The following is a 26,742-nucleotide window of genomic DNA, read 5'->3' on the forward strand; positions in this document are numbered from 1 at the left end:
TCAATGCGTGCTCAGATAATCCTCGAGGACCGGCCCCACCACGGCCAGAACCTCGGGTTCGATCATCTGGTTGTGCTCGCACTCGATCTTCACTTCCCGGATGCCTCCGGTGACGGAACTCCGCCACTCCTCGGGTGAATGCTGGTCCGTCGACCCTGATCCGGCGGCGGTGAAGAACAGCAGATCCCCGTCGAACACCTGCGGGCGGAAGTTGTTCATGATCCGCGAGGAGTTCGTGAATCCGGCGCTGATCCGCTCGAGGTGCTGCGGCGTCAGTCCCGTCTTCTGCCCGAATGCGTCGTCCAGCAACTCGACAGCGCGCTCGTAGGTGATTTCCTCCCCGGAGACGGACTCGAGGTCCAGTCCGAGCCCGTGGAGCAACTCGGACACGGTGAGACTCTCCGGGCCCTGGTCGGTCCCGTTCGTCACGTAGCTGTCCATGACGGCCAGCGTGTCGACCGCCTCGCCTTCCCGCCGCAGTTCGACGGCCATCGCGTGGGCGATGACGCCGCCGAGCGACCAGCCCAGCAGGTGGTAGGGCCCGTACGCCTGGACCTTGCGCATCTCCAGCACGTACTGATGCGCCAGCTGCTCGATCGACTCGAAGCTCGGGCCGCCGCTGATGATCGGCAACTGCAGGCCGAACGCCGGCCGGTCCTGCGAGAGGTGCTGCAGGAGTCCCGCATAACCCCACGACAGGCCGATGCCGGGATGGATGCAGAACAGGGGCGGCTTCTCCCCTGTCGGCCGCAGCGGGATGACCACACCGAGCGCCTCGTCCACCGGCGACCCGGCCGCGTTCTCGGTGTCGACCCGCAGTGCCAGGCCCGCGGGTGTCGGGTCGAGGAACATGGACTGCAACGGGATCTGCCGTCCGAGGCGTTCCTGCAGCACCGTGATCACCCGGGTGGCGACGATCGAGTTGCCGCCGAGGTCGAAGAAACTGTCGGCGGTGCCGACCCGGTCGACGCCCAGCACCTCGGCGAAGGCCTCGACGATGATCCTCTCGGTCGCCGTCGTCGGGGCCCGGAAGGCCGCGCCGGTGGTGCCGAACTCGGGCGCGGGCAGCGCCTTGCGGTCGAGTTTGCCGACCGGGGTCATCGGGATCTGATCGAGGACGACCACGGCCGACGGGACCATGTGCGCGGGCAGGCGGTCGGCCGCGTGGGTACGCACCTCCGCCGGCTCGAGATCGTGTCCCTCGGCCGCCCGCACGTATGACGCGAGGAGCGTGTCGCCGGACGGTCCGGTGTGACCGATGGTGGCTGCGAACGCGACCGCGGGGTGGCGGGCGAGGACGGCGTCGATCTCACCGAGTTCGATGCGGAATCCGCGGACCTTCACCTGGAAGTCGGTGCGGCCGATGTACTCGATGGTGTGGTCGCCGCGCCAGCGCACCACGTCGCCGGTGCGGTACATCCGGCGACCGGGCTCCCCGAAGGGGCAGGCGACGAACCGTTCCGACGTCAGCGCCGACCGGTTGTGGTACCCGCGTGCCAGTCCGGGTCCGGTGATGTACAGCTCGCCGGGCACACCCGCCGGGACGGGCTGCAGGCGTTCGTCGAGGACCAGCGAACCGAATCCCAGTGCGGGTGCGCCGATGTTCACGACCCCACCCGGACGCATCGGGGCGCTGACGCTCGCCTGGATGGTGGTCTCCGTGGGCCCGTACCCGTTGTGCATGTTGCGGTGCCTGCCCCAGATCTCCACCAGTTCCGGCGGGCAGGCCTCACCGGCCACCGCGAGGACGCGGAGCGATTCGAGTCCCACGTCCTCGATGGACGACAGCGCGGTGGGTGTGATGAACGCGTGCGTCACCGCGTTGCGCCGGAACAGGTCCGCCAGCTCCGTGCCACCGAAGACGGTGGGCGGCACGATCACGACCCGGGCCGACGCCCCGAACGCCATCATCAGCTCGAAGATCGACGCGTCGAAGCTCGGGGACGCCAGATGCGAGACCCTGGAGTCGTGTGTGACCTGGAACCGTTCGTGTTCCTCCGCGGTGAGGTTGGCCATGCCGCGGTGAGTGACGATGACGCCCTTCGGTTTACCGGTCGATCCCGACGTGTAGATCAGGTACGCCGGGTTGGCCAGATGGAGCGGGCGCGTGCGGTCGGCGTCGGTGACCGGCGCCGAGGAGACGGCCGCGACCTGCTCGGCGAACGACTCGTCGTCGAGCACCAGCCACTGCACGGTGTCCGGCAGATTGTCGCGACGATCGGCGACGGTCAGGCCGACGGAGGCCCGGCAGTCGGTCAGCATGTAGTCGATGCGGTCCCGTGGGTAGGTCGGGTCGACGGGCACGAACGCCGCACCCGACTTCGCGACCGACCAGATCGACACCACTTCCTCGATCGATCGCGGCATACCGATGGCCACGAACGTCTCCGGCCCGACGCCTTGGGCGCACAGCACCCGCGCCAGCCGGTTGGACCATTCGTCGAGTTCGCGGTAGGTGACCTGCCGGTCCTCGAAGGACAACGCGATCGAATCGGGGTCGAGTGCCGCGGCGGCCGTCAGCAGGTCGGGCCACACCTCGGGGCGCACGTCGGGCTTGCCGCGCGCCGGGACCATCTCCTCGATCTCCGCGTCGTCGAGCAGCGGGAGGGTGCCGATCGGCCGGTCCGGGTCGGCGGTGACGGCCGCGAGGATCCGGACGAAGCGGTCCGCGATCGAGCGTGCCGTGGCGGGGTCGAAGAGGGAGACCGCGAAGTCGAGTCCGCCGGCGACACCCGCGGGCGCGCCGTCCTGATCGAACCGCTCGGCCAGGATCACCTCGAGATCCTCTTTCACCACCTTGGTTTCGAGGTCCACGTTCTCGACCCGCAGGTCCGGCAGTTCCAGTGTCGGGTTCTCGTTGTTCTGGAATTCGAGGGCCACCTGGAACAGGGGCGAGTACGACGTGGACCGGGTCGGGTTGAGTTCCTCGACGAGGCGCTCGAACGGCAGATCCGAGTGCTGGAACGCGGCCAGGTCGGTTTCCCGGATCTGCTGCACCAGTTCGGTGAACGTCGACGCCGGGTCGATCCGGTTCCGCAGGACCATGGTGTTGACGAACATGCCGACCATGTCGTCGAGGGCGGCTTCACCGCGCCCGGCGACGGGGGTGCCGATGACGACGTCGTCGGTGCTGCCGAGCCTCGACAGCAGAACGGCCAGCGCGGCGTGGACGGCCATGAACATGGTGGCGTTGTTGGCCCGGGCCAGTGCCGTCAGCCGCTGATGGAGGTCGGCGTCGATCGCGAACTCGACCCGATCACCCTCGAACGTCTGCTGGATCGGGCGCGGCCGGTCGGTCGGCAACTGGATGACGTCCGGCAACCCGGCCAGCGTCTCCGACCAGAACCGCAACTGCCGGTTGATCATCGATTCGGGGTCGTTCTCCGAGCCGAGTCCGGCGTGCTGCCACAGCGTGTAGTCGGCGTACTGGACGTGCAGCGGATCCCACTGCGGGCCGTCGCCGCCGAGCCGTGACGTGTACGCCACCATGACGTCGCGGGCGAGCGGCGCCAGGGAGAATCCGTCCGCGCTGATGTGGTGCACCACGATCGTCAGCACGTGAAGGTCGGGCGCAATCCGGAACAGGGCCGCCCGGACCGGCACGTCGGTGCTGACGTCGAACCCACGGGACACCAGATCCATGATGTGCCGCGGCAGGTCCTCCGCCGCCACCGCGACGGTGTCGACGTTCGGTTGCGCCTCGGCGGCGGGCAGGATCCGCTGGGTCGGTTCGTTGTCGACCGTCGGGAAGACGGTGCGCAGCGTCTCGTGGCGTTCGAGGACGTCGGCCATCGCCAGCCGCAGGGCGTCCTCGTCCAGGGTTCCGGTCAGTTGGACGGCCAACGGAATGTTGTAGGCGGGTGAGGACGTGTCGAACTGGTTGAGGAACCACATCCGCTTCTGCGCCAGCGACAGCGGAATCCGGTCGGGCCGTTCTACCGGTGCGAGTGCGGGGCGGGCGCCGCCGCTCACGCTGTCGGCGACTCGTGCGGCCAGTGACCGAACGTCGGGCGCCTCGAACAGGGCGCGCACACCGATGTCGGTGTCGAGGGCGTCCCGCAACCGTGCCGTGACACGGGTGGCGACCAGCGAGTTTCCGCCGAGATCGAAGAAGTTGTCGTCGATGCCGATCCGTTCGATACCGAGGACGTCGGCGAAGATGTCCACGATCTTGCGTTCGAGATCGTTGGTCGGCGGCTGGAACTCGGTGGTGGTGACGTGGAACTCGGGTGCGGGCAGCGCCGACCGGTCCAGTTTGCCCACCGGGGTCAACGGGATCTCGTCCAGGAACATGACGCTCGTCGGCACCATGTGCGCGGGGAGCCGGGTCGACAGGTGCGCGGTCAGCTCGGCCGGGTCGATGCCGCCGGCCGTGTTGGGCAGCAGGTAGGTCACCAGCACCGTGTCACCGGACGGGCCGGGAACACCGAGGGTCGCGGCGAAGCTGACCCCGGGGAACGTGGCGATCTCGTTGTCGATCTCGCCGAGTTCGATGCGGAATCCGCGGATCTTCACCTGGAAGTCGCTGCGGCCCACGTACTCGACGGTGTGGTCGGCCCGCCACCGGACGATGTCGCCGGTGCGGTACATCCGCTCCCCTGCCTCACCGAACGGGTTGGCGACGAACCGCTGGCTGCTCAGTTCCGGGCGCCGGTGGTAGCCGCGGGCGAGACCCGCACCGGTGATGTACAGCTCGCCGGGCACTCCGACGGGCACCGGCTGGAGACGTGAATCCAGCACGAGCTCACCGACTCCGCGGATCGGGCCGCCGAGGGTGATGGGGTCGCCCACCGTCATCGGGTCGCTGATGTTGGCCATCACAGTGGTCTCGGTGGGGCCGTACGCGTTGGACAGCTGCCGGCCGGGCGCCCAGCGGGTCACCAGTTCCGGCGGGCACGCCTCGCCGCCGAACACGACGTGCTGGAACTCGTCGAGCCCCTCCGGGTCGACCGTGGACAGCGCCGCGGTGGTGACGAAGGCGTGGGTGACGTGTTCGGACCTGATCAGTTCGGCCAGTTCCGCTCCGCCGTACACCGTCGGCGGTGCGATCACCATCGTGGCGCCGACCCCGAACGCCTGCAGGTACTCGAACACCGACCCGTCGAAGCTGGGCGTCGAGAAGTGCAGTGTGCGGGACGTCTGCGCGGCGGCGAAACGCTGACGCTGGTCCTCGGCGAAGTTGTCGAGGCCCTCGTGGGTGACCACGACGCCCTTCGGCTTGCCCGTCGAACCGGAGGTGTAGACGATATAGGCGGCGTTGTCGAGGCTTATCGGCGACCGTCGATCCGAATCTGCCACCGGCAGAGCTGGTTTCGACTGGCAGGCCTTCTCGAACTTGGGCGAGTCGAGCTGCAGCCACGGCACCGAGTCGGGTAGCGCCTTCTCGTACGCGGCCATGGTCAGTCCGATGGTGGCGCCCGAATCGGTGAGCATGTGCTCGATTCGGTCCATCGGGTAGTTCGGGTCGACGGGGACGAATGCGGCGCCCGTCTTGGCCACCGCCCACACGGCGAGTACCGACTCGATCGATCGGGGAATGCCGAGCGCCACGAACGTCTCCGGGCCCGCGCCGCGGGAGATGAGAACTCGGGCGAGCTGGTTGGAGCGTTCGTTGAGTTCCCGGTAGGAGACGTTGCGGCCCTCGAACGTCAGTGCCGTGCGGTTCGGATCCAGGGCGGCGGCGTCCTCGAAGATCTGCGGCAGCGTCCGGACGGAGAACCCGGGGCGGCCGCGTACCGGCGCGAACTCGGCGAGTTCGGCCTCGGTGAGCAGTTGCATGTGAGCGAGCGGAATCTCGGGCCGGTCGGAGAGGGCGTCGAGCACCCGCTGCAGCCGGTCCGCGATCTCGTCGACCGTGCTCTCGTCGAAGACCTCGGGGAGGTACTCGAACTTGAAGTTCAGCCGCGCGTCCCCGGAGGCGACGACGGCGAGCGGGTAGTGCGCGGAGTCCTTGCCGTCGATGCCGGTGACGAACATCCCGGCGATGTCGGTCTGTTCCGTCAGCCCCGCCTCGTCCACCGGGTACGACTCGAACACGGTCAGCGTGTCGAAGGCACCGCCGCCGCCGACCGCCGACTGGATGTCCGTCAGGCCCAGGTAGTGGTGATCGAGCAGCGCGGCCTGTTCGCTCTGCACACGTTCGAGCAGCTCGCCCAGTGATTCCCACGGGTCGAGGGTCACCCGCACCGGCAAGGTGTTGATGAACAGACCCACCATCGATTCGATGCCCGCGATCTGCGGCGGCCGGCCCGAGACCGTCCCGCCGAACACCACGTCGGAGCGGCCGATCAAGCCGCCCAGCACGATTCCCCACGCCGTCTGGACGACGGTGTTGAGGGTGAGCCCGCGTTCGCGGCTCAGGTCCCGCAACCGGGTGGTCTGCTCCTCCGACAGTGTGAAGGCGGTCTCCTCCGCGACAACGGAGTGCGCCTCACCCCGCTCCAACGGGGCCAGGAGGGTCGGCTCCTCGACCCCGTCGAGCGCGGTGCGCCAGGCGTCGAGGGAGTCCGTGGTGTCGTGGCGCTTCATCCACGACAGGTAGTCGCGGTAGGAGTGGACCCGCGGCAGCAGGCTGCCGTCGGCGTCCAACGCGTACAGGGTCAGCAGGTCGCGGATGACCAGCGGAGTCGACCAGCCGTCGAGCAGGATGTGGTGGTTGGTCAGGATCAGCCGGTAGTCGTCCTCGGTCAGCCGGACGAGGGCGAGACGCAGCAACGGCGCGTTCGCCATGTCGAACTTCACCGACCGGTCCTGTGCCACGATCCGGTCGTATTCGCGGGTGGTCTCGTCGGGGTCGAGTGCCGAGAGGTCGAATTCCGACCACGGCAGTACCACGTGCTGCTGGATGATCTGTGCGGAGGCGCCCGCACTGTCGTGGACGAACGCGGCCCGCAGGTTGGGGTGCCGGTCCAGCAGGGCCTGCCCGGCCCGGCGGATCCGGTCCGGGTCGATGTCGCCGCGCAGTTTCAGCGCCAGCTGCACCAGGTACGGGTCGACCGTGGCGTCCGAGAACTGGGCGTGGAACAGCAGCCCGGACTGCAGCGGTGACAGCGACCAGATGTCCGACAGCGCCGGGAACCTGGCCTCGAGCCGGTCGATCGCGTCCTGGTCGAGGGTGACCAGGTCGAGGTCGGACGGGGTCACTCCGCCGGCGTCGGGCCGCGCGACGTGGGTGGTCAGCGCGGTCAGCGCCTGAACCCACAGATCGGCGAGCGCGCGGACCTCGGACGGGGTGAGGACCCCGGTCGGGAACGCCCACGTGGCCCGCAGCCGGTTGCCGTCGGCCCCGGTGCCGGTGACGGCGTTGATGTCGAGCGCCGACGCCACCGGGATGTCGGAGGCGGGAATGTCGTCGAGCTTCGTGTCCGTCACCGGAACCCAGGCGTGACCGTGGATGTCGGTGGACGTCGCGCCGCCCAGCCGGCCCAGGTAGTTGAACGTGACCTGCGGCTTCGCCAGCGCCCGCAGCTGATCGGCGCTCTCCGGGTCCAGGTAGCGGAGCATGCCGTAGCCGATGCCGTGGTCCGGGATCGCGAGCAGCTGCTCCTTGATCGCCTTGACCGCGGACCCGGCGGCCTTGCCACCGGCGAACGCGTCGTCGAGGTCGATGCCCGACAGGTCCAGGCGCACCGGGAACATTGCCGTGAACCAGCCGACGGTGCGGCCCAGATCGGCGCCCGGCAGCACCTGGTCCTCGCGGCCGTGGCCCTCGAGGCTGACCAGCGACTCCCGGGTGAAGTCGCCGTGGGTGCGCCGCCACTGGGCCAGCGCCAGCGCCAGCGCGGTGAGCAGTCCGTCGTTGACGCCGCCGTGGAACGCCTCGGGCACACGGGTCAGCAGTGCGTCCGTGACGTCGGCGGGCACCTCCACGGTGACCTTCTCGACCGTCCCCGCCACGTCGATCGCGGCGTCGAGCGGACGCGATCCGATCAGCGGGTCGTCGGCTTCGAGCACCCGGCGCCACAGTTCGATCTCGTCGGCGCGGTCGCGTGTCGCCTCGACGAGTCCGTGCGACCAGCGCCGCATCGACGTGCCGACCGGTTCGAGGGCCGGTTCCTGACCCGCGGAGATCTGCGCCCACGCGGTCGCGAGGTCGGGGACGAGGATCCGCCACGACACACCGTCGACCACGAGGTGGTGCGCGACGACCAGCAGCCGCCCGCCCTCGTCGCCGGCGTCGAACCACACCATCTGCAGCATCACCCCGGCCTCGGGGTCCAGTCGTCCTGCCGCGGCATCGAGTTCCCGGGTGGCGGTCTCGGCGAATCCAGAACCGACCACCGACGCGACCTCGACCCGGTGCAGCACGTCGTCCACGTCGACCGCGCCCACGGCCTGTACCTCGATCCGCCACTGCGGCTCGGCACCGAGGAGACGCGCCCGCAACATGTCGTGGTGATCCACGACGGCCGCGATCGTGCGCTTCAGCAGCGTCTCGTCGGCCGCGGCGGGCAGGGAGAGCAGCGCGGTCTGGGTGTAGCGGCGGAAGTCGCCGCCCCGTTCGAGCAGCCACGCGGTGATCGGGGTGACCGGCATCTCGCCGATCCCGCCGCCGGGCAGTTCGTCGAGCACGACGATGTCGGCGGCGCCCGCCCAGGAGGCGGCCTCGGCGAGCGCGGCAACGGTCTTGGCCTCGAACACGTTCCGCGGGGTGAGCACCACACCCGCCGCCTTCGCGCGGGCCACCAACTGGATCGACATGATGCTGTCGCCGCCGAGTGCGAAGAACGAATCGTCCACACCCACCGATTCCAGACCGAGCACCTCGGCGAACAGACCGGCGAGGACTGTTTCCATCTCCGTGGCCGGGGCGCGGCCCGCCGACACCCGGGCCCCGAAGTCGGGTTCCGGCAGCGCGCGGCGGTCGAGTTTGCCGTTGCTCGTCAACGGCAGCGCGTCCAGCACCACGAGGGTGGCGGGCACCATGTACGAGGTGAGCTGGGTGCCGACGAATTCGAGCGCCGAGGACACCTCGACGGTGGCGCCGGATTCCGGAACCACGTAGCCGATCAGCCGGTGACCGCCGTGCCCGTCGCCGCGGGTGAGGACGACGGCCTGGGCGATGCCGCGGTATCGGAGCAGCGCGGATTCGATCTCGCCGAGTTCGATGCGGAACCCGCGGATCTTCACCTGGAAGTCGCTGCGGCCCAGGTACTCGAGCTGGCCGTCGGTGTTCCAGCGCGCCAGGTCACCCGTGCGGTACATCCGCGCCCCGGGACGGAGCGGGTCGGCCACGAACCGGGTCGAACTGAGCCCGGCCCGGCCGAGGTAGCCGCGGGTCACCTGGTCACCCGAGACGTACATCTCCCCGATGGTGCCCGGGGGAACCGGGTGCAGGCGCCGGTCGAGGACGTGCACGTGCAGCCCGGCGATTCCGCGGCCGATCACGCTGGCCGACGCGGACTCGGCGAACTCGCGGTCGAGCGCCAGGTAGCTGACGTGGACCGTCGTCTCGGTGATGCCGTACATGTTCACCAGGGTCGGGGCGGAGTCGTCGTGCCGCGAGTACCAGCGGCCGAGCTGACCGAGGTCGAGAGCCTCACCACCGAAGATCACGTACCGCAGCGCGAGTGCCGCCGCGTTCACGTCGATCTCCGAGACGATGCGGTCGGTCTCGGCGAGCTGATAGAACGCGGTCGGGGTCTGGTTGAGGACGGTGACCTGCTCGTTCCGCAGGAGTTCGTGGAACATTTCCGGCGACCGCGCCGTGTAGTAGTCGACGACGACGAGTCGGCCGCCGTAGAGCAGCGGACCCCACAGCTCCCACACGGAGAAGTCGAATGCGTACGAGTGGAACATCGTCCACACGTCGTTCTCGTCGAACCCGTAGAGCGGCTGCGTGTTCGCGAACAACGTCAGCACGTTGCGGTGCGAGACGACCACGCCCTTGGGGCGGCCCGTCGACCCGGAGGTGTAGATGACGTACGCCACCGACGAGGAGTCGAGAGGTGTCACCCGGTCGGCGTCGGTGATCGTCGCCGGCGTCTGCTGCGCGAGGTCCGCGGTGGTCTCGGGGTCGTCGAGCAGGATCGCCGGGGTCTCCGAGTCGGGCAGAGCGGAGACGTCTCCCGTGGTGGTGATGACACAGTTCGGTGCGGCGTCCTCGAACACGAACGCCAGCCGGTCCGCCGGGTAGGTGATGTCGACGGGCAGGTAGCCGCCGCCGGTCTTGATCACCGCCAGCAGGGCGATGATCAGGTCGCAGGTGCGTGGGAGTGCCACGGCCACCAGCGTTTCCGGCCCCACTCCCTGGGAGATGAGCAGGCGGGCCAGTCGGTTCGACCGGGCGTCGAGCTCGGCGTAGGTCAGTGCCACATCCTCCGACGTCACCGCCGTGGCATCGGGGAACCGGGCCACGCTCTGCGCGAAGCGGTCCGCGAGGGTGTCGGTGCCCGCGTCGAGTCCGGCGGTGTTCCATTCGGTCGCCATCGCCGACCGCTCGGCGGCGTCGGTGATCACGATGTCACCGACCGGGGCGTGCGGGTCGGAGGTGACGGCGCCGAGGATGCGCAGGAACCGGTCGGCGAACGTACGGACGGTGCCGGCGTCGAACAGATCGGTGGCGAAGATGAACGACGCGGCGATACCCGACGCCACACCGTCCGCGTCGAATCCTTCCTCGACGCTGAGCTGCAGGTCGAACTTGGCGACCTCCAGATCGAAATCGACGGCGGCCGCGGTCAGTTCCGGGAGCTCGAGCCGCGGTGTCTCGTTGTTCCGGAACTCGAGCAGTGCCTGGAACAGCGGCGAGTGCGCGGTGGAGCGCTCCGGCGCGAGGACGTCGACGAGCCGCTCGAACGGCAGGTCCGAATGGTGGAACGCGGCCAGGTCGGTGGCCCGCACCTGATCCATCAGGGCACCGAAACCCTCTGCCGGGTCGACGGCGCTCCGCAGCACCAGGGTGTTGACGAACATGCCGACCATGTCGTCGAGTGCCGCGTCACCACGGCCCGCGATGGGTGTGCCGACCGCGATGTCCTCGGTGGACGACAGCGCGGACAGCAGCACCGACAGGGCCGCGTGGACGGCCATGAACATGGTGGAGTTGTGCTTGCGCGCCAACGCCGCCAGCGCCCGGTGCACGTCCGCCGGAATGGTGAAGTCGACCTGCGCACCGCGGAACGACTGCTGGACCGGTCGCGCCCGGTCGGTGGGCAGCTGCAGGAGTTCGGGCAGGTCGGCCAGCTGATCCGTCCAGTACCGGAGTTGCTGGGAGATCAGCGATTCGGCGTCGCTCTCGTCGCCCAGCAGTTGGAGCTGCCACAGCGTGTAGTCGGCGTATTGCACCGACAGCGGGTTCCACTGCGGTGCGCTCCCCGCGATGCGGGCCGCGTACGCGGTCATGACGTCCCGGGCGAGCGGGGTGAGCGAGAACCCGTCGGCGCAGATGTGGTGCACCACGATGACGAGCACGTGATCGTCGGGGGCGAGTGCGAACAGCGCCGACCGCATCGGCACGTCGGCCGTCACGTCGAAGCCGGCGGTCGCGAGACCGGCGATGTGCTCGCGGAGTTCGTCCTCGGACACCTCGACGATCTCGAGGTTCGGGGTCCACTGACCGGGTGAGAGCACCACCTGGGTCGGTTCGCCGTCGTGGGACGGGAACACGGTCCGCAACGATTCGTGGCGGACGAAGACGTCCGTCACCGCTGCACGCAGCGACTCCACGTCCAGGTGACCGGTCAGCCGCACGGCCAGGGGGATGTTGTAGGCCGCCGACGACGTGTCGAACTGGTTGAGGAACCACATCCTCTTCTGCGCCAGCGACACCGGCACGTGCGCGGGCCGCGGCATCGGGCCGAGCGGGATCCGGACGTGGGCGCCGTCCTGCGCGGGTGCGAATGCCGTCGACTCGATGAGGCGGGCCAGCTGATGGATCGTCGGTGCCTCGAACAGGGTGCGAACGCCGATGTCGGTGTCCAGTTCCGCGGTCAGGCGTGCGGCGACACGGGTTGCGATCAGCGAGTTTCCGCCGATGTCGAAGAAGTTGTCGTCGATGCCGACTCGTTCGATTCCCAGGACCGTGGTGATGACGTCGGCGATCGTGTGTTCGAGGACCGTCGACGGCGGCCGGAAGTCGTCCGACGTGGGCAGGAACTGCGGTTCGGGCAGCCCAGCCCGATCGAGCTTGCCGACCGGGGTCAGCGGGATCTCGTCGAGGATCATGATGCTGGACGGCACCATGTGCGCGGGCAGCAGGTTCGCCGTCCACTCCTTCAGCTCCGGCGGTTCGAGCACCGATCCGGCCTCCGGCAGCACGTAGGACACGAGCACGGTGTCGCCGGCGGGCCCGGGGCGCCCGAGGGTGACGGCGAACGACACGGTCGGGTGCGCAGCGAGCGCGCTGTCGATGTCGCCGAGCTCGATGCGGAAGCCGCGGATCTTCACCTGGAAGTCGGTGCGGCCCAGGTACTCGACCGTGTGATCGGACCGCCACCGCGCGAGGTCGCCGGTGCGGTACATGCGTTCGCCGGGTGGGCCGTAGGGGTTGGCGACGAACCGTTCGGCGGTCAGTGCGGCGCGTGCATGGTAGCCGCGGGCCAGGCCCTCACCGGAGATGTAGAGCTCGCCGGCGACGCCGACGGAGACCGGTTGCAGCCGCGAGTCGAGAATCACCTCGGAGACGCCGCGGACGGGGCCACCGATCGTGACCGTCTCCCCCACCTGCAGGTGGTCGCTGAGGTTGCTCATGATGGTGGTCTCGGTGGGACCGTAGCCGTTGTACATGGTGCGGCCCGGGGCCCAGCGGGTCACCAGTTCCGGAGGGACCGCCTCGCCGCCGGCGACCACGTTCTGGAACACCTCGAGACCGTCGGGGTCCACGGAGGCCAGCGCCGCGGGGGTGACGAACCCGTGGGTGACGCCCTCGGTGCGGATCAGCTCCGCGAGCTCCTCGCCGCCGTACACGGACGGCGGCACGATCACCATGGTCGCGCCGACGGCGAACGACAGGAGGTATTCGAGGACGGAAGCGTCGAAGCTCGGTGAGGAGAAGTGCAACGCCCGCGACGTCGAATCCGTCGCGTAGCGGGTCCGCTGTTCCTCGGCGAAATTGTCGAGGCCGCGGTGGCTGACCACCACGCCCTTCGGCTTGCCGGTGGAACCGGACGTGTAGATGACGTACGCCGGGTGCGCGAAGCGCAGGGGCACGACGCGGTCGTCGTCGGTCACGGGGTCGGTGGACATCGCCCGAATGGCGGCGTCGGTGTCGGGGTCGTCGAGGGTCAGCCAGCTGACCGTGTCCGGGAGCCGGCCGTGGTCGGCGTCCAGGCGGAGACCGAACGTGCACCCGGAATCCGTGACCATGTGCTCGACCCGCTCACGCGGGTAGGTCGGATCGACCGGAACGAACGCTGCGCCGGTCTTGGTGATCGACCAGACCGCGAGGACCGATTCGATGGACCGTGAGATACCCAGGGCCACGATGTCTTCCGGGCCGACGCCGCGGTCGATGAGCAGGCGCGCGAGCTGGTTGGACCGTTCGTCGAGTTCCCGGTAGGACATCCGGCGGTCCCCGAACACCAGCGCGGTCGCGTCGCCCGACGTCGCGGCCGTGTCGGTGAACATCTGCGGCAGTGTGCGCACGGAGCGGCCGGGCACGCCGCGGGCGGGAACCAGTTCGGCCTCCTCGGCCTCGGTGAGCAGGCGCAGCTGCGCGAGCTTCATCCCGGGGTGCTCGGCGAGCGCGATCAGCGCCCGGATGATCCGGTCGCCGATCCGCTCGACGTCGGCCCGGTCGAACAGTTCCTCGACGAACTCCAGCTTCAGCTGCAGATTCTCGTGCGCCGAGGCGATCAGCGCGAGCGGGTAGTGGGCGGCGTTCGCGCTGTCGTGCACGTCGAGGACGTGCATGCCGGCGATGTCGGTCTGATCGGTCAGCCCCTCCCGGTCGACGGGATACGACTCGAACACGGTCAGCGTGTCGAAACCGGCACCGGGACCGGCCACCGACTGGATGTCCGTCAATCCGACGTAGTGGTGGTCCAGCAGCGCGGCTTGCTCGCCCTGAATGCGTTCGAGCAACTCCCCCAGCGTTTCCCGCGGATCGAGAACCACCCGCACCGGCAGGGTGTTGATGAACAGACCCACCATCGACTCGATCCCGGCGATCTGCGGAGGCCGACCCGACACCGTCCCACCGAAGACCACGTCGGAGCGGCCGACCAAGCCGCCCAGCACGATTCCCCACGCGGTGCGGATCAGGGTGCTCAAGGTCAGACCGTGCTCGCGTGCGAGCACACTCAGCTGATCGGTGCGGTCGACGTCGAGTTCGACGAGCAGTTCACTGGACTGCGTGTCGCTCTGGACCGACGCGTCGGCAGGGGCGAGCAGCGTCGGCTCCTCCACCCCGGCGAGGGCACGCTGCCACACACCGAGAGAGTCCTCGGTGCTGCGGTGCGACATCCAGGCGAGGTAGTCGCGGTACGGGTGCACCCGCGGCAGCGCCGTGGCGTCACCCTCCGTGGCGTACAGGGTCAGGAGGTCGCGGATCAGCAGCGGCATCGACCAGCCGTCGAGCAGGATGTGGTGATTGGTGACGATCAGGCGCTGCTCGTCCCCACCGATCTGGATCAGCATGAACCGCAACAGCGGCGGGGTGGCCATGTCGAACCCGCGGCGCCGATCGGCGTCGAGGAGTCGCGCGATCTCGGCTTCGCGGCTCTCCGCGTCGAGACCGGACAGGTCGATCTCCGTCCAGGGCAGTTCGGCGTACCCGTGGATCGCCTGGACGGGGGTGCCGCCCTCGTCGTACACGAACGACGCCCGCAGGTTCGCGTGCCGGTCGAGCAGGGCCTGCCCGGCCACCCGCATGCGGGACGGCACGGCACCGCGCAGTTCGAGTGTCACCTGCACGGTGTACGAGTCGATCGTCTGATCGGCGAGCAGTGCGTGGAAGAGCAGTCCGGACTGCAGCGGCGACAGTGACCAGATGTCGGACAGTGCCGGGAAGCGCAATTCGATGCGGTCGATGGCGTCCTGGTCGAGGCTGACCAGTTCGAGGTCGGACGGGGTCACGCCGCCGGCGTCGGGGCGGGCCGCGTACGTCGTGAGCGCGGTGAGCGCCCGGACCCACAGTCCGGCGAGTTCGCGGACATCGGCGACGGTCAGGACACCGGCCGCGTACGCCCAGGTGGCGCGCAGCTGAGGCCGGTCCTCCACCTCGGTGGTGACCGCGTTGACGTCGATGGCCGAGGTGACCGGGGTGTCGAGGTCCTGCGCACGATCCATGTCGACTTCACCGGTCGGCGTCCAGCCGGCGCGGGTGGCCGCCTCGGACAGGTCGGCGGCGAAGCGTCCCAGGTAGTTGAAGCTGATCTGCGGCAGCGAGCGCGCCGCGAGCAGCGGTGCGGTGTCGGCGTTGAGGTACCGCAGCATGCCGTAACCCATGCCGTGGTCCGGGATCGCGAGCAACTGTTCCTTGATCGCCTTGATCGCGGATCCGGCGGCCTTCCCGCCGTCGAACGCGTCGTCGAGGTCGATGCCCGACAGGTCGAGACGCACCGGGAACATCGCTGTGAACCAGCCGACGGTGCGGCCCAGATCGGCGCCCGGCACGACCTGATCTTCACGGCCGTGTCCCTCGAGGCTCACCAGTGTCCCGTCGACGGACCTGCCGTGCAGGGTGTGGCCGCGGGTGCGCCGCCACTGGGTGACCGCCATCGCCAGCGCAGTGAGCAGTCCGTCGTTCACGCTGCCGTGGATCGCCTCCGGCAGAGCCGTGAGGACGGCCTCGCTGACCTCGGCGGGCAGCTGCACCGTGACGCGGCCGACGGTCGCGTTGACGTCGATGTCGGGGTCGAGCGGACGGCTGCCGACGAGCGGGTCCTCGCAGTCGAGGATGCGTTGCCACAGGTCGAGTTCGCCTGCCCGGTTCGTCGCCTCGTCGACCAGTCCGTGCGCCCACCGGCGCATGGACGTGCCGACCTGTTCGAGGATCGGTTCCTGGCCTGCAGAGATCTGCGCCCACGCGGTCGCGAGGTCGGGGACGAGGATGCGCCACGACACACCGTCGACGACGAGGTGATGCGCGACGACGAGCAGGCGGCCACCGGATTCCCCGGCGTCGAACCACACCACCTGCACCATGACGCCGGCCGCGGGGTCGAGCCGGTCCAGCGCGGCGTCGAGTTCCGCGATCACCGTCGCCGCGAACACCGGGGTTCCCGGGGCCGTGGACACGGCGACCCGGCGGATCAGGTCCTGCGCGTCGACCGCACCGACCGGGCGGACGGCGAGATGCGAGTCCTCGGCGGAGACGATCAGCTGCGCGCGGAGCATGTCGTGCCGGTCGAGGACGGCTTGGAACGTGGCGATCAGGGGTTCGAGTTCGCGGAGGTTCGGCGGTGCGGTCAGCAGCGCGGACTGCGACATCCGGTTGAACTCGCCGCCCCGTTCGAGCAGCCACTTCGTGATCGGGGTGGTCGGCATGTCGCCGACTCCGCCACCGGGCAGTTCGTCGAGCACGACGATGTCGGCGGCGCCCACCCACGACGCCACCGCGGCGAGACCGGCAACGGTCTTGGCCTCGAACACGTCCCGCGGGGTCAGGATGCTGTCGCCGCCGAGGGCGAAGAACGAGTCCTCGACACCGGCGGATTCCAGACCGAGGACCTCGGCGAACAGTCCGGCGAGCACCTCTTCCATCTCCGACACCGGCGCGCGGCCGGCCGACACCCGGGCCCCGAAGTCCGGCTCGGGCAGCGCGCGGCGATCCAGCTTGCCTGCGGGAGTGAGCGGCAACTCGTCGAGGACGATCAGTGCGGACGGCACCATGTACGGGGCCAGGAATCCGCCGACGAAATCGAGGACCGCCTCCGCGTCGAGTTCGGCACCCGCCGTGGGGACGAGGTATCCGACGAGCCGGTTGGCGCCGGTGCTGCCCTTGTGCGCGGACACCACCGAACGGGCGACCCCCGGGTAGCGCGTGAGGGCGGTCTCGATCTCGCCGAGTTCGATGCGGAAACCGCGAATCTTCACCTGGAAGTCGCTGCGGCCCAGGTACTCGAGCTGGCCGTCACCGTTCCAGCGCGCCAGGTCACCGGTCCGGTACATGCGGGCCCCGAGGCCCCCGTACGGGTTGGCGACGAAACGCTCCGCCGTCGTGCCCGCCCGGTCCTTGTAGCCGCGGGCCAGACCGGAACCGGTGACGTACAGTTCGCCGGTCACCCCGTTGGGCACCGGGTGCAGGCGTGAATCGAGCACCATCTCCCCGGTTCCCATCGGCGGACGGCCGATGGTGACGCCCTCACCCGGAAGCATCGGTCCCGTCACGCTCGACACGACCGTCGCCTCGGTGGGGCCGTAGGCGTTGAACATCCGCCTGTCCCCGGTCACCCACTGCGCCACCAGCTCCGGCGGGCACACGTCGCCGCCGGTGGCGACGCACTCGAGCTGGTCGAGGCCCGCGGGGTCCACCGACGCCATGGCGGCGGGGGTGATGAACGCGTGCGTGACCCGGCCCTCCCGGAGCACGTCGGCGAGTTCGGTGCCGCCGATGACGGACGCCGGAGCGATCACCATGGTTGCGCCGGAGCCGACCGCGAGCAGCAGTTCCAGGATCGACGCGTCGAAGCTCGGCGACGAGAAGTGCAGCGTGCGCGACCGCGGGGTGACCCCGAAGCGGACGCGTTCGTCGGTGGCGAAGTTCGCCAGGCCGCGGTGGGTGACGACGACGCCCTTCGGGGTGCCGGTGGATCCGGACGTGTAGATCAGGTAGGCCGGGTTCTCCAGCGCGAGGGGGTGTGTCCGATCGGCGTCCGTGACGACCGCGGCGGAGTGCGCACTCACCTCGTCGTCGAATCCGGGTGCGTCGACCACGACGTAGGACGTGCAGTCCGGCAGTGTGGGACGGAACTCGGCGACGGTGAGGGCGAGCGCCGCACCGGAGTCGCTGAGCATGTGGACGATCCGGTCGGTCGGGTAGTTCGGGTCGACCGGGACGAACGCGGCACCGGTCTTGGCGACCGCCCACAGTGACAGCACCGACTCCGGCGACCGCGCCAGCGCCAGCGCCACCACCGATTCGGGGCCGATGCCGCGCCCGATCAGCAAGCGGGCGAGACGGTTCGACCGCTCGTCGAGTTCGCGGTACGTCACTTCACTGCCCTCGTAGGACAGCGCGGCCGACTTGGGGTTCACTGCGGCCGCGGCCGCGAGCAGTTCGGGCAGGGTCCGCGGTTCGGCGTCGGGCCCGTCCATCACCGGGGTGAGCGCCGCACGTTCGGATGCCACCATCAGGTCGATGTCACCGACGGCCATGCCCGGCTCGGACGTCACCGCGTCGAAGATCCGCTGCAGGTAATCGGCGAAACCGGCGATCGTGGACGCGTCGAACAGGCTCGACGCGTACGTGAAGGCCGCGGAGATCCCGGCGGGCTCGCCCGACACCCCGAACTCCTCGGTGAGCGTCAGTTGCAGGTCGAAGTTGGAGATGTCGGTGGCCAGGTCGAGGCCGGTGACGGTCAACCCGGGCAGCTCCAGCCGCGGCCGCTCGTTGTTGCGGAACTCGAGCACCACCTGGAACAGCGGCGAATGCGACGTCGCGCGTTCGGGCGAGATCGCGTCGACCAGTCGCTCGAACGGCAGATCCGCGTGGTGGAAGGCGTTGAGGTCGGTGTCGCGGACCGTGGACAGCAGGTCGGTGAAGGTGCCTGCCGGTTCGACCGGGGTGCGCAGCACCAGGGTGTTGACGAACATGCCGACCATGTCGTCCAGGGCGGCGTCGCCACGACCGGCGATGGGGGTGCCCACCGCCACGTCGTCCGTGTCGCCCAGCCGGGCCAGCAGCACGGCCAGCGCGGCGTGCACGGCCATGAACACACTCGAATTGTGTTCGCGGGCAGTCGTGATCAACCGGCTGTGCACCTGCGGATCGATGGTGAACGAGTGGATGCCGCCGCGCATCGACTGCTGCGTCGGCCGGGGGTGGTCCGTCGGCAGCGCGAGCAGTTCCGGAAGCCCGGCGAGCGTGTGCGTCCAGTAGTCGAGTTGGGCGGCCAGCAGGCTGTCGGGGTCCTCTGCGTTGCCGAGCACCCGGTGCTGCCAGAGCGCGAAGTCGGCGTACTGCACCGGCAGCGGCGTCCAGTCCGGCGCCTGTCCCCCGGTCCGGGCCGCGTAGGCGGTCATCACGTCCCGGGCAAGCGGGGCCATGGAGAAGCCGTCGGCGCTGATGTGGTGGACGACGATGACGAGAACGTGCTCGCCGGGATCGGTGCGGAACAGTGCGGCGCGCACCGGCACCGACACCGTGACGTCGAAGCCGGCGCCCGCCAGTCGCGAAATGTGCTCGGGCAGTTCCGCTTCCGTCGTCGCTACCGGCGACAGATCCGGCACCACGTCCTCGGTCGGCAAGATCACCTGGACGGGTTCGCCCTCCACCATCGGGAACCGGGTGCGCAGCGACTCGTGCCGGTCCATCACGTCGGCGACGGCGTCCTGCATCGCATCCTCGTCGAGATCGCCCGTCAACCGCACCGCGAGCGCGATGTTGTAGGCCGGGGAGTCGAGGTCGAACTGGTTGATGAACCACATGCGCTTCTGCGCCAGCGAGACCGGCAGTCGGTCGGGGCGCACCCCGGCCACCAGCGGCGGGCGTTCGGCGCCCTGCACGGCCTCGGATTCGATCCGGGTGGCCAGGGTCGCGACGGTCGGGGCGTCGAAGATCTCCCGGACCCCGATCCGGCTGCCCAGCGCGGCATTGACCCGCGCCACCAGCCGGGTGGCCACCAGTGAGTTGCCGCCGAGGTCGAAGAAGCTGTCGTACACACCGATACGGGGAGCGTCGAGCAGATCCGCGAAGATCGACGCGAGGATCTCCTCGATCGGGTTGCGCGGGGTGACGAATTCGGCAGACGGGCTGAGGAATTCCGGCTCGGGCAGGGCGCCCCGGTCCAACTTGCCGGTGGCCCCGAGTGGGAACCGGTCGAGGACGATGATCCGGGTCGGCACCATGTAGGCGGGCAGCGTCTCCGCCGCCGCGTCGCGCACGACGGCGGTGTCGATGTCGGCGCCTGCCACGGGGATCACGTAGCCGACGAGGCTTTCGCCGGTGGCCTCGCTGCGGTGCACGGTCACGACGGCCTGCGCCACCGACGGGTGCGCCAGCACCGCCGCCTCGACCTCGCCGAGTTCGATGCGCTGACCGCGGAGCTTGACCTGGAAGTCGCGGCGGCCGATGTATTCGATGTTGCCGTCGGCACGCCAGCGGACGACGTCGCCGGTGCGGTACATCCGCTGTCCCGGCGCGCCGAACGGGTTCGCCACGAACCGGTCCGACGTCAGATCGCTGCGCCCGACGTAGCCGCGGGCCAGTTGGATGCCGGCCAGGTACAGCTCGCCGTGCACCCCGACCGGCACCGGGTGCAGCCGGGAGTCGAGGACGTACAGCTGCGTGTTCCACACGGGCGCGCCGATCGGGACCGAGGCCCGATCGCCTTCCGTGCACTCCCAGTAGGTGACGTCGACGGCGGCCTCCGTCGGGCCGTACAGGTTGTGCAGCGCCGCGGATCCGAATTCCCGGAATGCGTCGGCGGTGGCGGGCGGGAGCGCCTCACCGCTGCAGAACACCTGACGCAGCGAACCGCAGAGTTCCGGTTCGGCGCCCGCCGTGAACACCGCCAGCATCGACGGCACGAAGTGCATGGTGGTGACCTGGTGGTCGGCGATGATGTGGGACAGATACGTCGGGTCGCGGTGTCCGTCCGGCGCGGCGAGGACGAGTCGCGCACCCACCTCGAGGGGCCAGAACAGTTCCCACACGGACACGTCGAACGTGACGGGAGTCTTCTGCAGCACCACGTCCGTGTGATCCATCCGGTACGTGTCCTGCATCCACAGCAACCGGTTGACGATCGCGCGGTGGCTGACGGCCACACCCTTGGGGCGGCCCGTCGATCCGGACGTGTAGATCACGTAGGCGGTCGAATCGGGGTGGATCGGACCGCCCCGCTCGGCGTCGGTGATCGGGGTGCTCGGCCGCCGGGACAGGTTCAGGGTGTCGATCTCGATCACGGAGGCACCGGCCGCGCCGTCGACGCCCTCGCACCGGTCGCGGGAGGCGGTGAGAACACATGCGGGTTCGGCACTCTCGATCACGTAGGCGATTCGCGACGCCGGGTGGTCGGGGTCGAGCGGAACGTACGCTGCCCCGGTCTTCTCCACCGCGTAGATCGCGATCATCAGCTCGAGCGACCGGCGCAGGGCGACGGCGACCCGGGATTCGGGTCCGACGCCGCGGGCGAGGAGTTCGCGTGCCAGCCGGTTGGCGCGGGCATCGAACTCCGCGTACAGCAGTTCCTCTTCGGCGAACACGACGGCGACGGCGTCCGGGGTCCGTGCCACCTGTGCCTCGAACAGGCTGACCAGGGTCGCCGAGTCCGGCACGGCGACGTCGGTGTGGATCCACTGCTCGAGCATCCGGTGGGTCTCGTCCGCGCCGATCAGGTCGATGTCGCCGACCTTCGCGTCCGAACCCGCGGTGATGGTCTCGAGGAGGGTGACGAAGCGTTCGGCCAGCGCCGTCATCGTCGGCGGGTCGAACAGTTCCGACGCGTACGAGAACTGGACGTCGATCGCCCCCGGGGCGCCGGATCCCTCGGTGTGCTCGGTGAGGATGACCTGCAGGTCGAACTTGGCGGCGCCGGTCTCGAGGGCCTCGACCTCCACATCGAGTCCGGGCAGCTCGAGCCGCGTGTTCGCGAATCCCTGCAGCACCAGCATCACCTGGAACAGCGGTGAATGTGCCTCGGAGCGGGTCGGCTTCAGTTCGTCGACGAGCCGCTCGTAGGGCAGATCGGTGTTGCTGAACGCCTCCAGATCCACGGATCGGGTGTGCGAGAGGATCTCGGGGAAGCTGCGATCGGGGTCGACGGTGGTGCGCAGGACGACGGTGTTGACGAACATGCCGACGACGTCGTCGAGTTGCCGTTCGCCACGACCGGAGACCGGGGATCCGATCGACACGTCGGACGATCCGCTCGACCGGGACAGCAGGACCGCGAGGGCGGCGTGCACCACCATGAACAGGCTGGCGTCGTTGGCGACTGCGATCTCGAGCAGCGCGGCGTGGATGCGCGCCGGGATGGAGAAGTCGGCGGTGGCGCCGATCATCGACTGCCGGGCGGGGCGCGGCCGATCGGTCGGCAGATCCATGACCTCGGGGGCGCCGTCGAGGGTGCGGGCCCAGAACGCCAGCTGCCGGGCGAGGAGGCTCGTCGGATCGTCGGGGGAACCGAGCAGCTCGCGCTGCCACACCGCGAAATCGGCGTACTGCACCTCGAGCGGCGACCACTGCGGCGTGTCGCCGGCGGCGCGGGCGTGGTAGGCCACCATCACGTCTCGGGTCAGCGGCGTCATCGACAGGCCGTCGGCGGCGATGTGGTGCACCACGAACACCAGCACGTGATCGTCGGTCGCGGTGCGGTAGAGCTGCGCCCGGATCGGCGGTTCGACGGTGACGTCGAACCCGGCTGCGGCGTCGGCGATCAGGCGGGATTCGAGCTCGTTCTCGGCCACCTCGACCGTGTCGAGGGGCGGGCTCACTTCCGCGACCGGCAGAACCACCTGGATGGGACCGTTGGGGGTGTTCGGGAACACCGTCCGCAGCGACTCGTGCCGGGTGAGGACGTCACTCACCGCGGTCCGCAGCGCCTCCACGTCGAGTGTGCCGCGCAGCCGGATACCGACGGGAATGTTGTATGCGGGCGAGGCGGTGTCGAGCTGGTTGATGAACCACATCCGCTGCTGCGCCAGCGACACCTGCACCGGGCCGGACCCGGCCCGCGGAGCGAGCACGGGGCGGGCGGAGGTGCGGGGCCCGAGCGCGTCCACGCGGGCACTGAGCAATGCGACGCTGGGCGCCTCGAACAGATCGAGCACCCCGATCTCCGTGCTCAGGGCCGCGTTGACCCGGGACACCACGCGGGTCGCGACGAGGGAGTCGCCGCCCAGGTCGAAGAAGCTGTCGTCGACGCCGATGCGCTCGACCCCCAGAAGCGCCGCGAACACCTCCGCGATCTGCATCTCGGTGGGTGTCACCGGCGCCCGGTAGACGGTGGAGGTGGCCTCGAACTGCGGTTCCGGCAACGCCTTCCGGTCGAGTTTGCCCGCCGGGGTCAGCGGGACCTCGCGGAGCACCATCACCCGGGCGGGCACCATGTGCGCGGGCAGCGCGGCGGCGGCGTGTTCGAGGATGTCGCCGACGACGATGTCCGTCCCGTCCTCGGGGAGCACGTACGTCACCAGCACCGTGTCGCCGGACGGCGCGGTCCGTCCGACTGTGGTCGCGAACGCCACACTCGGGTGCGAGCGGACGACGGCGTCGATCTCGCCGAGTTCGATGCGGAAGCCGCGGATCTTCACCTGGAAGTCGGTGCGGCCCAGGTATTCCAGCTGACCGGCAGCGTTCCACCGCGCCAGGTCTCCGGTGCGGTACATTCGCTCGCCCGGCGCGCCATGGGGGTCGGCGACGAACCGTTCGGCCGTCGGGATCGACCGATTGTGGTACCCACGTGCCACACCGTCGCCGGTGATGTACAGCTCGCCGGGGACCCCTCTCGGGACGGGGTGCAACCGCGAATCGAGCACCAGCAGACCGCAACCGCGGGACGGGCGGCCGATCGTCACCGGTTCGCCGACCGTCAACGGTCCTGCCACGCTCGCGACCACGGTGGCCTCGGTCGGTCCGTATGCGTTGAACATGACCCGCCCCGGCGCCCACTGTGCCACCAGCGCAGGCGGACAACTCTCGCCACCGGTGACGACGCACCGGATGTGGTCGAGCCCGGTGGGATCGACGGATGCCAGCGCGGCCGGGGTCACGAACGCGTGCGTCACCCGTTCGCGGCGCAACAGGTCCGCGAGTTCGGTGCCGCCGTACACCGTCGACGGTGCCACCACCATCGTGGCGCCGGCACCCACTGCGAGAAGCAGTTCCAGGATGGACGCGTCGAAACTCGGCGAGGAGAAGTGCAGGGTGCGGGCCCCCACGGTCACGTCGAACCGCTGCCGCTCGTCCTCGGCGAAATTCGCCAGGCCGACGTGGGTCACGACGACACCCTTGGGTGTGCCGGTGGAGCCGGACGTGTAGATCAGGTAGGCCGGATCCGCGGTCCGCAACGGGCGGAGACGGTCGGCGTCGGTGACCGCGCCGGCCGCGTGCTTCGCCAGGTCCCGGCCGAACGACGCGTCGTCCATCACGAGCCACGGCGTGGTCTCGGGCAGCGACGACCGGTGCGCCGCCACGGTGAGACCGACAACCGCACCGGAATCGGTGAGCATGTGCTCGATGCGGTCGGCCGGATAGTTCGGGTCGACCGGGACGAACGCGGCCCCGGACTTCGCGACCGCCCAGGTGGCCAGCACCGACTCGATCGACCGCGCGATCGCCAGCGCCACAACCGAACCCGGCCCCACTCCGTGGTCGATCAGCATGCGGGCGAGGCGATCCGACTGATCGTCGAGTTCGGGGTAGGTCAGCGTGCGTCCCTGGTAGACGAGGGCGTCCCCGGCGCCGCCCGCCTCCACGGCGCGCGCGAGCAGCGCGGGAAGCGTGCGGGGCTCCACCGAGGGCTCGTCGCGGACCGGCGCGAGTTCCGCGTACTCGACCTGCTCGAGGAGGTCGACGTCCCCGACCGGTGCGGCGGGGTCCGACGTCACCGCCTGCAGGATGCGGACGAAGCGCGCGGCGAGCGCCTCCGCGCTGTCGCGGTCCCACACGTCCGTGGCGAACCGCAGCCGGCCGTTGATGCCGCCCGTCTCCGATTCGGTGAGGGAGAACACGAGATCCAGTCCCAGCGCCCGATGTTCGCGCTGGATCGGGCTGACCGTCACGTTCCCGGACGTGTCGTGCGGGTGCCCGCCGTCGGTGAATTCGAGCATCACCTGGAACAGCGGCGAGTGCGACGGATCGGATTCGGCCACGAGGGCGGCAACGAGATCGTCGAAGGGCAGCGCCGCATGCGCGAACGCGGCCCGGTCGGCGTCCCGGACCCGGCTCAGGTGGTCGACGAACGACGATGCAACATCCACCTGCGACCGTAAGACGGTCTTGTTGAAGAATGCTCCGGCTTCCGGGTCGTCGGAGTCGGACGCCTCGCGCCCGACGATCGGCGTTCCGATCACCACGTCGTCGGTGTCGCCCAGCCGGCCCAGCAGGACCGCGAGCACGGCGTGCAGCGTGGTGAAGATCCCGGTGCCCGCCTCCTCGGCCAGTTGTGCCGCGCGGCGCTGCACGTCCGCGTCGACGGCGAACCCGACGACCTCGCCCGCCCCGAACCGCTCGGCTGGGCGGGGCCGGTCCAGCGGCAGTGCCGTCACGTCCGGCAGGCCCACCAACTCCCGCTTCCAGAACGCGAGCTGGGCCTCCCGCTCGAGGAACCGCGCGCCGAGGCGTGCGCTCTCGGCGTGAATGTCGGCGGTCCGCGTCTGCGGCTCGGCCGTGACGAACTCCTCGACCAGCTCCACGAACCTGCGGTGGTGGGCGCGCAACTCCTCCGAGCCGTACCGGTTGGGGTTGCCGCGGAAATCGAGGAGCGTCTGGCCGTCACCGCTCTGATAGATGTTGACCAGGAGGTCGTCCACCGGTCCCGACGTCACGATGTGGTACTCGCCCGTGACCGTGCCCAGCGTGAACGCCTGGTGGAACAGCATGACGTTCACCATCGGGCCGGCGAGGCCCTCCGCGGTCCCGGCGAGTCCGGCATCGCGGCGGATGTCCTCGAGGCTGCACCGCTGATGGCGCAGCGCACCCATCAGTTCGAGCTGGGTCCGCTGCACGAGCTCGGCCACCGTGTCGTCCGGGCGGACGGTGATCCGCAGCGGGGCGACGTTGACGAGCATCCCACCGGACCGCTGCAACGGCGCCGTGGTGCGCGCCGACACCGGCAGGTTGATGAGCACGTCCCGCTTGCCCGTCATACGGGACAGATAGCAGGCGAACCCGGCGAGCAGCACGGCCGCCGACGTGGCGCCGACCCGCTGATCCGACTCTCCGAGGAAACCCAGTGCGGTTTCGGAGATCTTCGCGCTCTCGAGCCGGCTCTTCGCCGCCGCGGGGGCGTCGTGGGTGGCGAGCGTCGAACCGTGTTCGATGCCGACAATGCGTTCGGCCCAGTACAACCGGTCGTTCTCGAAGCGGCTCGACGCCCGGTACTTCTGGTCCAGCTCGTAGAGGTCGCGCAGATCCAGCGCACGGTTCGGTTCCGGTTCGGCGCCCTCGACCGCTGCGGTGTACAGCGCAGCGATCCGGTTCACCATGGTCATTCCGCTGTACCCGTCGAGCGCGACATGGTGAATCCTGGTGTACCACAAGTAGTGCTGCTCACCGACCTGCAGGACGGTCATCTCGACGAGCCGGTCCCGGGTGAGCCGCAGCGGCGTCGCGTAATCCTCGTCGATCCACACCTGCGCGGCGGCCATCGGGTCCGACTCGCCCCGGAAGTCGAGGAAGCCGATCGACGGGTCGATGCTGAAATCGACCGCCTGGTAGGGCTCCCCGTCGACGTCCAGCAGTCGCAGGAACGGCGACTGGAACTCCTGACCGGCCCGCACCGCCGCGTCGCTCAACAGGTCCAGGTCGATCTCGCCCCGCAACTCGATGTACTGGGCGATGAACTTGGGAACCGTGGGGCTCAGCTGTTGGGCAAACCACATGCTCCGTTGCACCGAGGAGAGCGGGAATGCCCCTTCGGGAACGTTCACATCTTCGGCGCCGTTATTCGGCTGCGGCGAATTCACACTCGTCAT

Annotated in this window: 1 protein-coding gene; it reads right to left on the reverse strand. The window is 69.5% G+C overall.

Annotation, left to right across the window (positions count from 1 at the left end):
- Positions 1-26,742 (reverse strand): non-ribosomal peptide synthase/polyketide synthase, encoded by a 26,742-nt coding sequence (locus AZG88_RS14520; RefSeq protein WP_061698085.1) that lies wholly within the window; start codon positions 26,740-26,742, stop codon positions 1-3.

Origin of the sequence: Rhodococcus sp. LB1, assembly GCF_001583455.1 — a bacterium.
GTDB lineage: Bacteria > Actinomycetota > Actinomycetes > Mycobacteriales > Mycobacteriaceae > Rhodococcus_F > Rhodococcus_F opacus.

Bases quoted from the DNA above. Each gene is read 5' to 3' on its own strand.
- AZG88_RS14520 (WP_061698085.1), bottom strand. From the start codon at position 26,742: ATGACGAGTGTGAATTCGCCGCAGCCGAATAACGGCGCCGAAGATGTG.